This is a genomic window from Acinetobacter sp. UBA3025, assembly GCF_002367915.1.
GTDB lineage: Bacteria > Pseudomonadota > Gammaproteobacteria > Pseudomonadales > Moraxellaceae > Acinetobacter.
In genome coordinates this window covers 1-13285 of record NZ_DFDO01000062.1, presented here as the reverse complement: position 1 = coordinate 13285, position 13285 = coordinate 1, and the positions used below count along the sequence as shown (strand labels likewise).

Genomic DNA, 13285 nt, shown 5'->3' with positions numbered 1-13285 from the left:
TCTACTTTAGTAGGCATGCTAATTTCTCGAAATATCCAACACGCCGATCATATATATAAAATATAAATTATGATATTAAATAAGGATAAATATCCTTAAATATGAATAAAATAATTTTTATAAATAGTCAATTTCTATATTTAAACAGGCACAAAAAAAGACGCTAATGCGCCGTGGAGTTCATTGTGCCTGTATGAGTTTATGCAGCTACACTGAAGCGCTCAATATGACCAAATACACTAAGCTCTTCGTCATTTGCTTTAGTAATATCCGCCAGTGCTTCACCTTCAATTGAATAAGATCCGAAGTCCTCATGAATTAGATCAAATTCAGTGTCTGGTGAAAATTCGACGCGCCATAAAGTTAAGATCACCTTATCACCTGTAACAGTATCAATGCCTTTAAACAGCAAGCGATATTCATTACCCAGGTTTGTTGCAATTGTCGTACGTGTCTTAGCACCAGACTTGGCTGAAAACTTAACTGGACCAGTTACAGCTTCGTTAAAAATTACGGTGCCATAAACTGAATCAAGCAAATATTTGTCTGCCTCAATAGCAGCGTCCGAACTATCCTTAAAAGCCACTTCGCTTAAATTGCGATGGCCCAGATCGATCATGGCACCAATCTGTACTGTACCTAAATCGATATCAGTCAGCTGAGTTTCAGGGATTTCGATTGATTTGCCACTTAGGACCATTGCTAAGTTTTGCTTTGTTACTTCTTCAAGCGTACCAGAGATAGCCACTGCAGTTTGTTTGCGTAGTACCGCATCCTTAGCACGAAGGCCGGTTTTGCTTTCATAGTGATCCGTTGATTCACTAGAAATAGCAATTTGCAATTCCGGTGTATTACCTACAGGCAATAATGCGGAAGGTACACTATTAACCATCTTCGCCAAATGAAGCTCACCTTGAAGCGAGATTAAATCTGATTTAGCCATTACTTTTCATCCCCTGTAGTTTTCTTGGCTGGAGCAGCTTTAGGTTCAGGCAATTCCTGAATGACACCATCTGCCAGTAATTTTTTGATTTGTGCATCATCCAGCCCACCAACGATATCGTCTTTCTTAAAACGACCTACAGGCTGCAATGCTTTGTATTGTTTTGCCATGACTGGCTCCTAAATGAATTTTTGTGATTCAAAAATAATCGTGATGTATGCAAAGCCTGGACTATACCCATCCCGAACCGAAATCATTTCTAGTGCCGTTCGTGATGCCTGAGGCTGCCAGCCGGAAAGTAATTGAATGACCTTCTCGGTTAACAACCCAGCTTCATCACTCACCGCTCGGCCATCAGTCATTTGAGATTGAGCATTTCGACATGCAACCGTAACCGCCCATTGCTGACCGATCTGATTGATACTTCCACGACCTGCGCTGGCTTTCTTGTCAATACGGACAAAATTGACATGCGCAGATGGCGTGACTTGTGACATCTCGGTGACCATAACTGAATTCAACGGCGTGTAGATCTTTAGAAGTTCTGGAATTTCCTTCAGCTTGTTTGTGATCTCATCACGTACCGCGAAGAAGGTGCTCATCGATAAAACTCCCGACAATATCTAAAACCATGACTTCATCTTCAGCATCAATACCAAGCTGAGTCCGAGGTGGAATAATGGATTGCTTAACTTTCCGATATTGACCACCCACTGCAAAAGTAATGTATTGGCCATTCTTAGGTAGGATTGTTGCGCCGTAATGCAGATGCGGTGCATACGCAACATCAGTGCCCACTTCCACACCATTTGAAAGAACATTGTGTGTGTAGGAATTCATCAGGCGGCCAGTATCTCGAAGCGTTTCACCACCCTGCATACGTGCACGCCATGAAATCTTCCACGGGTTCCCATCTACATCAGTACCCGTTAAGAATCGATGCTGCACACTATCCACAAGTCCAGCACCAATCTCATCAAACAGCTGGTTCTTTAATGATTCAAAGTTACCTAATTGATTAAGTATTGCTTCAATCGGTGAACTATCTGCCTGAATGGTTATTGCAAAAGCCATAAGCACCTCACTTCAAGCTGGGCATCTGGTCCAGAATAGAATCTCCAAATACACCACCGGTATATGAAGTACCGACTGGCGCCGTTGAAGGTCGTCCTTTAGGTTGGTCATCCACGATCTGGTTTGTTTCAGGTAACTGAATCTGCAAATGTGCTTTGTTATCAGCCACACGCTTTAAGAATGCAATTGCATCTTCATAGCGTTTTCGCACCTCATCGGTTGGCTGCTCAAAATGAAGGCGGTAGCGTGCAATATCACACGCCATACGCTTTAAATTACTCGGCACATTGGGAAGCGGCAAAGGATAACGACCACCGATATGACCGTTAATCTCCTCCATTGCATCCTGGATTGCATCATTAATTGCTTGAGAACCTTTTGCTGCATCTTCATACATCAATTTCAGGTTCTCAATTGAAGCCCCAAATCGTGCGACCAAATCTGCTTCAGTCGCATACATAGATCACCTACTTGGTTTCGTCAGCAGGTTTTGAGTCTGCTTTAGGTTTTGCAGCAGGCTTCGCCTTTTCAAGTTCAGCCACTTTTGCTTTTAGCTCGGTAACTTCTTTTTCAGCCTTCACTTTCGCAACTTCAAGATCAGTGTTGGCTTTTTCAAGTTCAGCTAAACGTGCAGCGGCACCATCTGCCTTAGGTTCTTCCGGCTCTTGATATTCTTCAATAGCCCCAGACGCTAAAAGGGCCTGAAGTTGTTTAGCTTCAAGCCCCTCAATTTCCTGACCTGGACGGAAGTGTCCGATCGATTGTTTTGCAATGTACTTTGGCATTTTGATCTCCTTATACAAATCCACGTCCACCGACTAAACCGTTCTTGTTATTAGGAACAGCAAGTGGAGATGATTCAGCTAATAATTGAATGCTTGAAGGGTTCTTTTCCTGCCATTGGCTTAAATAGAATTCTAGAGCTTGGCCAAATGCTTCAACGTTTTGCAATGCACAGTGAGCAATCCAACCATTAGCATCAGAAACCAGCCCAAAGAAATCTTCTGGAATGAAACGCTCAACACTTCCATTCATGCTGTGTTTAGCATCATAGGTCCAGATTTCTAGGTTATCGATGGTACCGCGGAATTGGGGTTTATCAGATTGATCAAAGGTTGGAGTAAGTGGAACACTCACACCCGCATATGGAGCAATGAACTTTTCCTTAAACTCAGGATCTTTAATCAGCGTGTTATACACTTTTGACGTAGTTAAGGCCATGATTGGTGATGTACCAGCATGCTCAACAGAAAGATCAATCATCGCTTGAATATCTTTGACTGGAGTAGCACCCGCTTGGCCCCATTTGATCAACGGCGTAAAGTTACATGCTGCATTACGTTCATAATCTACTTCATACATCGGGAAGTCTGCAGAAGCAAAAGTGGTTTTACCGTAGAGAAGCACATCACGAGCAATTAATAGCTTTCGGTTTTCGATAGACTGACGCAGATACAATGCTTTTTGAGCCTGATCGATTAACAGCAGATCTGCATCTGATAAACGATTTGAACCAGTTGCAATCACACCAAATTGACGTAAACGTGCGATCAGAGCAGTGTTTTGCACTTCACTTGGCATGACTGTCATCATTGGTTTCAGATAAGCTGGCTTAACGAATTTCACGTTACCAGATTCACCTACTTTAATCTGACGTCCAGCTGCAGTCGGAGTAACAAACGGCGCAAGTGGAGTCGCTGTATTTAGCTCACCTACTGGAACTTCTTTTTTAGTGTAGGAAACACGCTGAGGGAAAAAGCGGTCCATCAGCCAGGTATCTACCTTTTGAGTGGTATCAGTCAGTAATACCAGCTGTGGCACATCCAGTAATTCCACTGGTGCATTTTGAAATGTAAAAGTTTGACTCATGTCTTAGTTCCCCACAACTTTACGAAGTTCGATTTTGTTTTTTAATGCTTGTGCACGTACTGCATCATATTGAGCAGTAGTCAGAGGTGTTCCATTCACTGTAACTACTGCAATATCAAATGGGCCTTGCACGTAGATCGGCATTTCAAGATTATTAGCCGCATGGTAAGTAGATTGCGCTGCGGTGAAATCTGAAACAGCAATTGCATTCCATTCACCTACTACACCTTCAGTGACAACAGGATGATCAGCAACGTTATCGGCACTCACGTTAAGTAAATCGCCGCGTTTATATGCTGTAGCAGTTTTTACTTTGGCATTTTCTGTACGTACGCCGTCACCGACCACTAGCTGTTTATTTTCAATAGTTCCTGTTACGACTTGGCTCATGATTTAGCTCCTTGTTGCTGTGCTGCTACAAACTGATTAAATGCCTGATCTAAAGCCGAGCCTTGTGGAGCTTGACCACCTTGCCCCGGATTGGCTTGATGAGTGAACAAGTGAGCAAATGCCGGATTCACACTTGGTGTTTGTTGTGTCTGTGGTGTAGCTGGTGGTTGCTGGCTACCTGCAGAAAATTGACGAAGTTGCTTAGCCGAGAATGCAAATGCAGAATCATCAAGCTTTTTCATTTCTTCAACATCTTCAGCGCTAAACTCTTTGCCTAGGTCTTTACCTAATGCAGTGATTTCAGCTTCACGTTTTGCAGCAGCGAATTGTTTGTTTTGTTCAGTCAGAGTATTCACCTGACCTTCCAATTCGGTAATTTTGGCCTGAGCCTTTTCTAATTCGGTCACGTCTGTGTCCTCTGGTTGATTAAATTGTTTTGGAGAGTGACTTGCTGCCACTGCGTTTGTATTGTCATCCGCACCCAAAGCACAGAAAGACACTTCACGGATACGACCACCGCGGAACACCGTGATAGGGCCTTGATGCAATTTCCCATTTACAGTGACTGATGCACCTGCTTGAATTTCTTCAACTGCGGAGGGTTCAATGCGCACTGACATCTGCCATGGAAAGCCATCGTCAGAGTCCTGGGCAACCTGAGTACCGAACTCATTACTCATTAGGTCACCTGAAACTGTTAGACCGTTCTGGTGATCAATGCTATGGCTATTAATGGCTCCAGCACGTTGCCGAGTTGAGTGATCCAGTAACGCAGGAATTCGACCTTTAATTTGCATAGAATCAAGATCAAAGATGATTCGATCCCAATACCAATGATCGGTAATAACTTCACCACTGTATGCAACACCGGAGAAAGTACGCTTCTTCTTGCCTTCTTCAGCTTGGTCAACATTTAAATTTCCAATCTGGAAGCAATACTGATTCGGCTTATGTTCCTCTTCTTTTGGCATTTCTCATGCTCCATAAAAAAACCGCCCTTTCGGACGGCGTAAAATAGCTACAAATAAACCCACCGAGGTGGGTAAATAGTTCAAGTATTCTTTATAGGTATCAGCTTAAGTTTCCATTCACTATCAAACCTCTTATTTAGAAAGTTTGTTATCTGGTTCTCACGATCTTTGAACTCATATGGAGTTAAGACTATTGCATTCCTTCCGCTAGATACCCCATACCTTGTAAATCCCGTAAGCGCTCTCCTTGTAGAAGTATTATTTGACAAAAGAACCCTTGCCTTTCCTTCTCTTATTAAACGCTTTCGGCCTCTTATTTTAGGGCACTTATCTGCAGGTATTTCGATCTCAATTGCAAAACAAACCATATCCCAACCAAGTGACTAAGCTGTACAGATTTTATAAGTCTACTTTGCTCCTAATCCAATATTTAAATATTCCATTCGTTGTATAAAAAATGTAGCTTAAACATTGTCCTATAGCAGATTAGTTAATTAAAAGATTAATTAACTAGTGGTCTGATCGTATAAACCATCTGCCCTTCAACCGCTTCAATCGAAACAACCTCAAATGACAATCCCATCGGTATTAAAACGCCGTTACCAGCATTCAACATATCCAGATCAACACCCAAGCCTTTAGCATTCTCAATCTTAATCACGATATCTGAAGCTGTATCAGCCATCAGCAACGGCGCATTCAATTGAAGTGTTTGCCCTACCTGATAAGCCGCTACTTGATTAAGAGTTGCAGCACCTACTACGGTAGAAGCCGTATTGCTTGCCACAGTTTGAATCGCTGCCATGTCTGCACTCAGCCAGCGCTTAAGTACATCATCAGCTAGTGAGCCTGTAGCAGAGTTTAAATAGCCAGTCAGTGCGGCATCATTTCCCTGCACATAGTCCAAGAAGGTGCGAATCGCACTTGGTCGAATGCTTGGATCAAGTGGTATTACTGTATTGGCCACAGTATCGAATAAGTCCCGAGTCTTATCATCCATCGGAGTAAATAGGCTGGTGAGCTTTTTACTCGCCGTCCATTCAGCCTTAATAACTTCTTTCTGCTCCAGGAGATATTCCTTATCTAAACTCGAAGCACTGATCTTTTTATCAACCAGTGATTCAAGTTCACCAAACTGCAATGGATGCGAACTCCAATCTAAGGCTTCAGCTACCTCAGGCAACTGATCATCTGGCGTAATGCCGTATTTCAATGCCTGCTTCTCAGTCAGAGCAACTACAGTACAGCGACAACGAAAGCCCAACGGCGGGTAATGTGTCAGCCAGAATGGATGATCAATTGGCAGCACAATCCGGTTCAAAGCCAAATGACTCGGACGCACGCGACTATCATTGATCGCCGAGTACATCAGATATTGTCGCTTGGCCTTGTTCCGTTGCTGTTGTTGCCACCGCCCATGACCATAAGCGCTCTGGATATTGGTACGGAATACATTGTCCAAATAATGCTTTGGCAGAATGATTTCAGATTCTTCAATCAGCTTCTGGAAGTCTTTAAAAGTACCGCCGTCGGCAATCGATTTATTCACCGCCTTAATGACAGTTTCAATCTGCTCAAGACTCGATAGAAAGCTAACCGTGGTTGCCATCTGCCGAGTCTTTAGATCCATTGAATAAAACTCGTCAGGCAGTACAATCTTTTTACTGTGAGCGTACCGAAGCGCCTCAAGAAACGTGACTGGTTGCATAGCTTACTTCCCGTTTTGAGCCGTCACATACCCCAACACATCTGCAGCAAATAAAGCCTGATCCAGATTAGCTGTGAACTGTGTCTGAGTTGCACCAGGTATTAATTGCATTAGGTTGTAAGCCAGACTTTCAGGGCTATCCGATTTGAATACCAATTCCTTGACCTGATCCGGTTTCAGTAGCTGCAATTCATCCTGGCCATCAGTCAGCTCTTCAACTTCCTGTTGTTCAGGTGAGAGCTTGTTTGCTGTCGCCTTGAAGTTGAATGCCTGTCGAGGTAAGGCTGTGAATTGATTGAAGCCAGTTTGGACTTGATCAACCAGATCTTCTTCTTGCAGTCCATACTCACGAATGAAGTAATCTTTAGAAAGATTGGCACCTGCATTTTTTAAGTGTACATCTCGTTCTGCCTGGTCTTTATTCAGTGGTTTTGGCTTTTCACCCAACATAACTGTATATTTAGACCACCCATTCAAGACACATAATGAGTCGACTACAGCTTGCAGGGTTGGAGTCACCAATCGAATATCTGACTTCAACTTGTCCAATCTTACATTTTCATGCACTTGGCCAAGGCTATAACTTCCCTTTCCATCTGTTCCACTGGTAAGCGTCTGCCCTAATACAACCTTTTGGATCTGGCGAATCAGTTGGTTATTGAATGATTCAAACGCAGCACCAGCAGTACCACTTGTCCCTGATGTAGACAAAATCTGAACATCATCATCTGCATCAATCGATAAGACGCTCTGTGCATGTGCATTTAACAATGCTCTGCTCATGTCCTCGGTTTCAGTATCTTTACATTTACCCAGTAAGATCGGCGTCCCAAAACGCTCCAGAAATTTAGCCCAGAACTTGAATCCATTCTGTTTAAAGAAGAACAACCAATACAGGGTAGCCAATAGCGCTTTGCCATAGGGCTGTTCATATGTAGCCTTACGGCGTGTTAAAAAGAATTTGAATACCTGATCCACTTCATGCTCGGTACCAATGCCTTCTGGTCGGTAAATTAAGCGGCCATCATTTTTAGGTTCAAACCACTGCATAGGTTTTTCACCGATCCACTGAATACCCAAATAGCCTTCTGGTTTTAACTCATAGACAGCTTCTTGTACTGAATAACCAAAGAACAGTGCACTCATGGCACCAGTAGCAATTTCATGAAACCATTCTTTCAATATCAGATTAAGCTTTTGTGCTTCATCAGTATCATTGGGTTCAACACGCAACGGCGTAGCTAGCAATGCATCAATTCGCGTTTCCACTACTTGAGCAATCTCATCATCATCAAGCAGTACACGTAATCTATGACGTGTAATGCCTGCTTTGCGTAGTACTTCATCCGTATCAGGCTGTTTGCCAAAGTTCACCAGAAACTGAGTGACCGCTTCTTGAGTGTATAAATTGCCATAAGACAAAGCCTTCTTTGACGCTTTGTCCTTTTTAGACTTTGCCATGTAAACACCTTAATAAGTTCGAGATCCTGCACCTGCAGGTTTTTTCCGTTTTCGCTCTCGGATATCGCTAAAGCAAATCATGATGCTGTCTGCTCGGTTTGGAGATAAAGCTCCATCCGGTTGCTTATTGACTAGGATTTTGCCTGCACCATTTTTTGTATAAGTGGGTTGCGATAACTCTCGCTTGAGCTGTTCAAGCTCCTGCTTGTTTATGTCTTTGGTAGAGAGCGAAATAAGATTGTCTGGGTCATATTGCATACCTTGTAAGGCTCGATAAGTATTCTGAAATCTTATGCGCAGTGACCACCACATCTGAGCTTTAAGATTGGCAAAGAAGTCTACATTTTTACGCGCCTCAACCATTTCCTGCTCCGGGTTGTGCACCGCACCTGAGCCTCGGAATGGATTTGCTTCGATCTCCGGAATACCTTTGGATCTATTCTGCTCATTAATGACTCGGGCATCACCACGTACACCAGCACCAAGACCATCGGCATCGTAATAAAACGAGTTCAAACGTAGATCAAGACAAGCATCAATAGCTTTCTGAGTCGTGCCAAAAATGTCATCACCAACACCAGACCAGGTATCCAAATACTGCAGTACGATGCCATGACGTGCAGCAAAAGAGTTCTTATCCTTACCTTCATCCGCCACATCAAGTGCACCCATCCGTTCGCCTGACGGCTGAATATCTAATTCAAGATGAGCATCGACGGCAGCTTGCACCCATGCTGATGGAATCAACACACCTTCGACCGAGGCGGCATAGTCAATATCAACCTCTTGAGCTAAAACGATGTCATCAAGGGTGGCCAATTGTTTTTCATACCAGGGATAAATTAATTTGCCATTAAATTCGACCTGCCAATTCTTATCTGGGTTATCACGCCATGCCATTGTAAAAACGGCGTAACGCCCACTAAAACGATCTTGGTGAAACTTGTCACCAATCCCGTTTGGAGTAGACCCCTTGATGTGTACGTTAGTATTTTGAGAAATTGCAGCATCAACTGCTTCTTGACGCTCTACGAATGCCCATTCATCCAGAAAGTACATTGTGGTACGACCACCTCGGCCAATGTTATCACCCGCTTCACCGGTAACAGTTGCACCGTTGTCCGGGTTGATGATTCGCATGTAGTTGTCATGCACTTTCTCAACAAAGCCTTTAGGCTTCATCCAGTCAGGCAGCTTGGAAAACATATCCCTAAATTTGTGCAGTAACGTTTTTGGATCGCCTTTCTTATCAACCAGATCTTCTTTACGGCTACCGACGCCACCAGCAAAACCTTCAACGAATAACCACCGATGCAAATAAAAGCCCAGGACTACATAGCTCATCCCTTCATCACGGCTTTTTTCAATCAAGCCATGCGTTTGTGTGCTTTCGCGTTCCAATAGCCAATCAACCAGCTCAACCTGACCAGGGCGCAATACAAAAGGAATGTTTGCCGGCAATCCAAAAGGCATACCACGCGGATCATAGGTCCACACCCAATGATTAAACCAATGCGCTGGATCATTTCTGCATTTGTAGATTTCAGCCTGGATGCTTAACTCATTCTGTTCTATTAGCATTCGGTAGTAGTAACGCCTTGTCATCTCTTCAATGACCTCAGGTAGACGTGTGTTGATCGTCCACTCTTTAATTAGTGGCGCTATATCTTCAATTGCATAAGTCATAACTTGCCATTAATTGCTAAACGTGAAAGCTCTTGAGCAGTCATGCCGGCAAGCTCTTCCGGTGTGAACTGGTGTGTTGATTTAGTTTCTTGCTGGATAGGGCCGCCGTCTTTACCGGTAATTTCCTGCTTGGTCACACGGCCATCTGTTTCTTGAAAGGCTTGCTTGAGCAGGTTTTGTTTTGCTCGCTTATTTTTTCCAGAATCTTCATACATCTTTTGGAGTTCACGCAAACGAAAGGCTTTATTGGCAATTGCAATATCTTCAATATTCTCTCGGAAGTCCTTACGAGTGCGCTCAAACAATTCCTTTAGTTTTTTACTTAAGTTACGCCCAGCCACTTTGGTTGGATCGTAAAGTGCAACCTGCTGTCTGGTAATTTCAATCTCATATTCTTGCTTTACTGCTTCCACTACTTGTTGAGGTGTTTCAAAGCAAGCAAGAGACTGAACTATAAACATTTTTACAGGCTCTTTAAGTGCTGCCATAAACACCCCTTTTGTATAGCTACGTATAGCAAGATAGGCAAAAAAATTTAACCGATGACACAATTGCCACAACATGCAGCCATACTTGTTTCAGAAACAAACGGCGCATTCTTGGCAATTTCAACGAGACGTTTCACTGACTCATCAGCTCCCCATCGTTTAGTTTCACCAAAGAACACTTCCACATCATGACCAGCTAAGTAATGCTTAGGCAGGCCAGTCATATCGCTATAAATTATTTCACCATCGTCATCACGCTCTACACCAATGTGATATAGCTCATGCTCAATCAACCGGCAGAAATCCCGATCTGTTGCCTGTTCGCAATAAGTGGCATCTACAGTAATCAGATATTGAGGTACGAAACCAAACCAGTCCCGCATCTGTTGTTCCTGGCGTGCTTTCTTCCAGCCACCCACGTTAAACATGACCTTTTCACACTGGCCAAGCACCATACGCTTTTTCGCTAAGGCGGCCGATGAAGCCCATGCAAATGCAAGGAACTCATCATTGTCGTGTAGCAGCTCAGCTATATGATCATGATCCGGGTTATGAAGTTCACCGCCTAAAGTAAGCCAATTATTCACGACCCATTCTTTAAGTTCTGGTGCAGGTGCCAAGCGAATGGCTTCCTCTTCCTCGGCCTGATCAATCAGATCCGTCGGTGGGAATGGTCTGAACTGTTCCATGTGATGCCTTTAAATTTCTAAGCCACTTTATGGCCCTGTTGGATGATGAGATATCAGATACTTCAAAGCGTATATACCGATATCCCATTTCTTCAGCATGATCATAACGATCTATGCTCCAGGCTTTAGTAGCCAGTTTACCTTTACGGCCACCAGACCATGGACCACCAGCAATTTCAATCAAAGTAAGGTAGCCAACCAGGTGTAAATCAAAGCGCCAGTGCTTAGTGGTTTTAAAATGAAAGTACTCTTCGTATTTGATTTCCATCCGATCAAGAATTTCTTTCAGTCGATCGAATGCTTCTAAGTATTTCTCACTGGCTTTAGGTAATGGTCTGTTGCGAGGTTTATTTTTGATTGAGCCTTTATCGGTTAATTTTTTATAGTGTTTTGGATCCATGATCTGCACCCAACAAAAAACCTCCCAGAGGAGGTTCTAGTCTCATAATCTTAAAAACTATAATCATTCGGCTGTTGCCCTGATATTGCCTTTGCTAGAGCCATACTTGTAGAAACACCAAATTCTTTCTTGGGAACTGTTGATCCGTAATTTCGACAAATAAAGTCATAACAATTATCGAATGTATTTTCGAGACCACTCTTTTGCAGGTGCTCTTTATACTTTGCCGCCAACATCTGTTTATTCTGATTATTCCAATATAAATCGTTCGGTGCACTCATTAGGCTCTAAACCTTTTTAATTAATAAGCACACAGTATAAGCATTTTGAATTGCTTTTATTTAATTGGATTCCCATGTCCACTTCAAATTATCTAACATCACGAATAAAGCGCCGTACGCAAATTCTTAATACGCTCTTTCAGCTTAATCATGATGCCGTCAATCGCATGCAACTCACTAAGCGTTAATCCGGATCGACTGAGATTCTGATACTTAGACAGCTCAGCACTGCAAAATTCTAAGTCTTGTTTAGCTTGTACTTTGTCTGTCATAAACATCACCAGTCTTGTTCTTCTTTATCGAGCTTCTTTACTTCAATGCATTTATAAGTTTTTTCACCAACGAAAAATCCACCAAGTCGCTCACATTCATTTGCTACGTAGATATGTGTATACCAGCTGCAAATAATCCAAGCCACGATAAAACCAAGTAAGAATTGCCACACATTCACCACCAATAAGAAAAGAAAAACCCCTCAACATCTAGAATGCGAGGGGCTTTGTTTGCCGTAATACGTTCGGCGATTTTGAAATAAAAAAGCCCGCTTAACTCTCTCCAATTAAACGGGCTTGACTTGCGTTACAACGTCTTTCTTCTTTTGCAGAGCAACTATATTGCTTAAGTATTACAGCTTTATGAAACAGCTCTTTGCTTGAGTGATTGTTATTTAACTTCTTTCAAACAATCACGACACACCTTGATTTCTTCATCATCAATTGTGTAGTCAACCTTAGTCGCACCGTGGAAGCCGAATAAACACATCAGTAATCTAAGCATGATTTTACTCCTGGACAATCAAGCAATCATGTCGCAAGAAATGTCAGTTATTTTCACTTATAAAACATGAATTTATAATATTCATTGCTGAAATAATGTCATTAACTTTGTCGAACTAAGCAAGATTCCTTCCTGGTTAATCAAGCATTTTAATTTGGTATGATTACACTAATATTTCTCAGGGCAATAAAAAAGCCCACCATTTGGCGAGCTTTCCTTGATGCTTAAACCTATTTTTGACATTTCACGTTAAACTGGTATTCGTCTTGAGTGACCTTAATTTTAATATTTTTATATTTTCGTTTGTTTGGATCCATTGCCGAGCCAGCCACTTCCTCAAAAAAACTACGATCATTCATTAGCTCGCCATACGCTTTATAGCCTAATAAAATCTTTACAGGCTTTTCGCCTTCAGTCACTAATTTACAGAGAGTATCTTCTAGTTTTTTAACAGTTAAAATCGCCATTTCAATTAGAGCTCAAAAACAAAAAGACATTATCACTTAATTTTATGAATAAATAATGTCAAAAAAGCCCACCATTTGGCG

General features: G+C 42.4%; 18 protein-coding genes. All 18 read right to left on the bottom strand.

Annotation, left to right across the window (positions count from 1 at the left end; genetic code table 11):
* Positions 1-199: 199 nt before the first annotated feature.
* The 18 genes from B4J23_RS02605 to B4J23_RS02520 all read right to left on the bottom strand — a co-directional run bounded on the left by B4J23_RS02605 (position 200) and on the right by B4J23_RS02520 (position 13204).
* Positions 200-943, bottom strand: a complete 744-nt coding sequence (locus B4J23_RS02605) for a hypothetical protein (protein ID WP_291358679.1) — start codon at positions 941-943, stop codon at positions 200-202.
* Positions 943-1113 carry a hypothetical protein gene (locus tag B4J23_RS02600; RefSeq protein ID WP_291358678.1) on the bottom strand — a complete coding sequence of 57 codons (171 nt, stop codon included), beginning with the start codon at positions 1111-1113 and terminating at the stop codon, positions 943-945. The genes B4J23_RS02605 and B4J23_RS02600 overlap by 1 nt, the downstream gene beginning before the upstream one ends.
* Before the next feature lie 9 nt (positions 1114-1122).
* Positions 1123-1545 carry a phage tail terminator protein gene (locus tag B4J23_RS02595; RefSeq protein WP_291358677.1) on the bottom strand — a complete coding sequence of 141 codons (423 nt, stop codon included), beginning with the start codon at positions 1543-1545 and terminating at the stop codon, positions 1123-1125.
* A complete protein-coding gene (locus B4J23_RS02590) occupies positions 1520-2017 on the bottom strand; it encodes a phage virion morphogenesis protein (RefSeq protein WP_180011240.1) in 498 nt (165 codons plus the stop codon). The genes B4J23_RS02595 and B4J23_RS02590 overlap by 26 nt, the downstream gene beginning before the upstream one ends.
* 7 nt (positions 2018-2024) lie before the next feature.
* Positions 2025-2477 carry a gp436 family protein gene (locus B4J23_RS02585; protein WP_034171153.1) on the bottom strand — a complete coding sequence of 151 codons (453 nt, stop codon included), beginning with the start codon at positions 2475-2477 and terminating at the stop codon, positions 2025-2027.
* A gap of 7 nt (positions 2478-2484) precedes the next feature.
* The gene (locus tag B4J23_RS02580) at positions 2485-2802 is read right to left on the bottom strand and encodes a hypothetical protein (protein WP_291358676.1); all 318 of its coding nucleotides are present in this window, start codon (positions 2800-2802) and stop codon (positions 2485-2487) included.
* A 10-nt stretch (positions 2803-2812) separates the two neighbouring features.
* The gene (locus B4J23_RS02575) at positions 2813-3886 is read right to left on the bottom strand and encodes a major capsid protein (protein WP_005236581.1); all 1074 of its coding nucleotides are present in this window, start codon (positions 3884-3886) and stop codon (positions 2813-2815) included.
* Positions 3887-3889: 3 nt separating this feature from the next.
* Positions 3890-4276, bottom strand: coding sequence for a hypothetical protein (locus tag B4J23_RS02570; RefSeq protein WP_005236582.1), 387 nt, complete (start codon positions 4274-4276; stop codon positions 3890-3892).
* Positions 4273-5247, bottom strand: a complete 975-nt coding sequence (locus B4J23_RS02565) for a hypothetical protein (protein ID WP_291358675.1) — start codon at positions 5245-5247, stop codon at positions 4273-4275. The genes B4J23_RS02570 and B4J23_RS02565 overlap by 4 nt, the downstream gene beginning before the upstream one ends.
* Positions 5248-5749: 502 nt before the next feature.
* Positions 5750-6955 (bottom strand): phage minor head protein, encoded by a 1206-nt coding sequence (locus B4J23_RS02560; protein ID WP_291358674.1) that lies wholly within the window; start codon positions 6953-6955, stop codon positions 5750-5752.
* Positions 6956-6958: 3 nt separating this feature from the next.
* Positions 6959-8416, bottom strand: coding sequence for a phage portal protein family protein (locus B4J23_RS02555; protein WP_291358673.1), 1458 nt, complete (start codon positions 8414-8416; stop codon positions 6959-6961).
* A 9-nt stretch (positions 8417-8425) separates the two neighbouring features.
* A complete protein-coding gene (locus tag B4J23_RS02550; RefSeq protein ID WP_291358672.1) occupies positions 8426-10102 on the bottom strand; it encodes a terminase in 1677 nt (558 codons plus the stop codon).
* On the bottom strand, positions 10099-10590 hold the full coding sequence (locus B4J23_RS02545; protein ID WP_175967841.1) for a DUF2280 domain-containing protein: 492 nt from the start codon (positions 10588-10590) through the stop codon (positions 10099-10101). The genes B4J23_RS02550 and B4J23_RS02545 overlap by 4 nt, the downstream gene beginning before the upstream one ends.
* A 47-nt stretch (positions 10591-10637) precedes the next feature.
* Positions 10638-11279, bottom strand: coding sequence for a putative metallopeptidase (locus B4J23_RS02540; protein ID WP_291358671.1), 642 nt, complete (start codon positions 11277-11279; stop codon positions 10638-10640).
* Positions 11239-11679, bottom strand: a complete 441-nt coding sequence (locus B4J23_RS02535; protein WP_291358670.1) for a hypothetical protein — start codon at positions 11677-11679, stop codon at positions 11239-11241. The genes B4J23_RS02540 and B4J23_RS02535 overlap by 41 nt, the downstream gene beginning before the upstream one ends.
* 50 nt (positions 11680-11729) lie before the next feature.
* Positions 11730-11960, bottom strand: coding sequence for a hypothetical protein (locus B4J23_RS02530; RefSeq protein ID WP_179992500.1), 231 nt, complete (start codon positions 11958-11960; stop codon positions 11730-11732).
* A gap of 98 nt (positions 11961-12058) precedes the next feature.
* A complete protein-coding gene (locus tag B4J23_RS02525; protein ID WP_180159371.1) occupies positions 12059-12232 on the bottom strand; it encodes a hypothetical protein in 174 nt (57 codons plus the stop codon).
* A gap of 735 nt (positions 12233-12967) precedes the next feature.
* Entirely contained in the window at positions 12968-13204 is a 237-nt protein-coding gene (locus B4J23_RS02520; RefSeq protein WP_005235506.1) for a hypothetical protein, read from the bottom strand.
* Positions 13205-13285: the final 81 nt, after the last annotated feature.

Coding starts and splice junctions, on each gene's coding strand:
- B4J23_RS02590 (WP_180011240.1), bottom strand. CDS start 2,017: ATGGCTTTTGCAATAACCATTCAGGCAGATAGTTCACCGATTGAAGCA.
- B4J23_RS02555 (WP_291358673.1), bottom strand. CDS start 8,416: ATGGCAAAGTCTAAAAAGGACAAAGCGTCAAAGAAGGCTTTGTCTTAT.
- B4J23_RS02570 (WP_005236582.1), bottom strand. CDS start 4,276: ATGAGCCAAGTCGTAACAGGAACTATTGAAAATAAACAGCTAGTGGTC.
- B4J23_RS02540 (WP_291358671.1), bottom strand. CDS start 11,279: ATGGAACAGTTCAGACCATTCCCACCGACGGATCTGATTGATCAGGCC.
- B4J23_RS02550 (WP_291358672.1), bottom strand. CDS start 10,102: ATGACTTATGCAATTGAAGATATAGCGCCACTAATTAAAGAGTGGACG.
- B4J23_RS02605 (WP_291358679.1), bottom strand. CDS start 943: ATGGCTAAATCAGATTTAATCTCGCTTCAAGGTGAGCTTCATTTGGCG.
- B4J23_RS02575 (WP_005236581.1), bottom strand. CDS start 3,886: ATGAGTCAAACTTTTACATTTCAAAATGCACCAGTGGAATTACTGGAT.
- B4J23_RS02525 (WP_180159371.1), bottom strand. CDS start 12,232: ATGACAGACAAAGTACAAGCTAAACAAGACTTAGAATTTTGCAGTGCT.
- B4J23_RS02600 (WP_291358678.1), bottom strand. CDS start 1,113: ATGGCAAAACAATACAAAGCATTGCAGCCTGTAGGTCGTTTTAAGAAA.
- B4J23_RS02530 (WP_179992500.1), bottom strand. CDS start 11,960: ATGAGTGCACCGAACGATTTATATTGGAATAATCAGAATAAACAGATG.
- B4J23_RS02580 (WP_291358676.1), bottom strand. CDS start 2,802: ATGCCAAAGTACATTGCAAAACAATCGATCGGACACTTCCGTCCAGGT.
- B4J23_RS02520 (WP_005235506.1), bottom strand. CDS start 13,204: ATGGCGATTTTAACTGTTAAAAAACTAGAAGATACTCTCTGTAAATTA.
- B4J23_RS02560 (WP_291358674.1), bottom strand. CDS start 6,955: ATGCAACCAGTCACGTTTCTTGAGGCGCTTCGGTACGCTCACAGTAAA.
- B4J23_RS02585 (WP_034171153.1), bottom strand. CDS start 2,477: ATGTATGCGACTGAAGCAGATTTGGTCGCACGATTTGGGGCTTCAATT.
- B4J23_RS02545 (WP_175967841.1), bottom strand. CDS start 10,590: ATGGCAGCACTTAAAGAGCCTGTAAAAATGTTTATAGTTCAGTCTCTT.
- B4J23_RS02535 (WP_291358670.1), bottom strand. CDS start 11,679: ATGGATCCAAAACACTATAAAAAATTAACCGATAAAGGCTCAATCAAA.
- B4J23_RS02565 (WP_291358675.1), bottom strand. CDS start 5,247: ATGCCAAAAGAAGAGGAACATAAGCCGAATCAGTATTGCTTCCAGATT.
- B4J23_RS02595 (WP_291358677.1), bottom strand. CDS start 1,545: ATGAGCACCTTCTTCGCGGTACGTGATGAGATCACAAACAAGCTGAAG.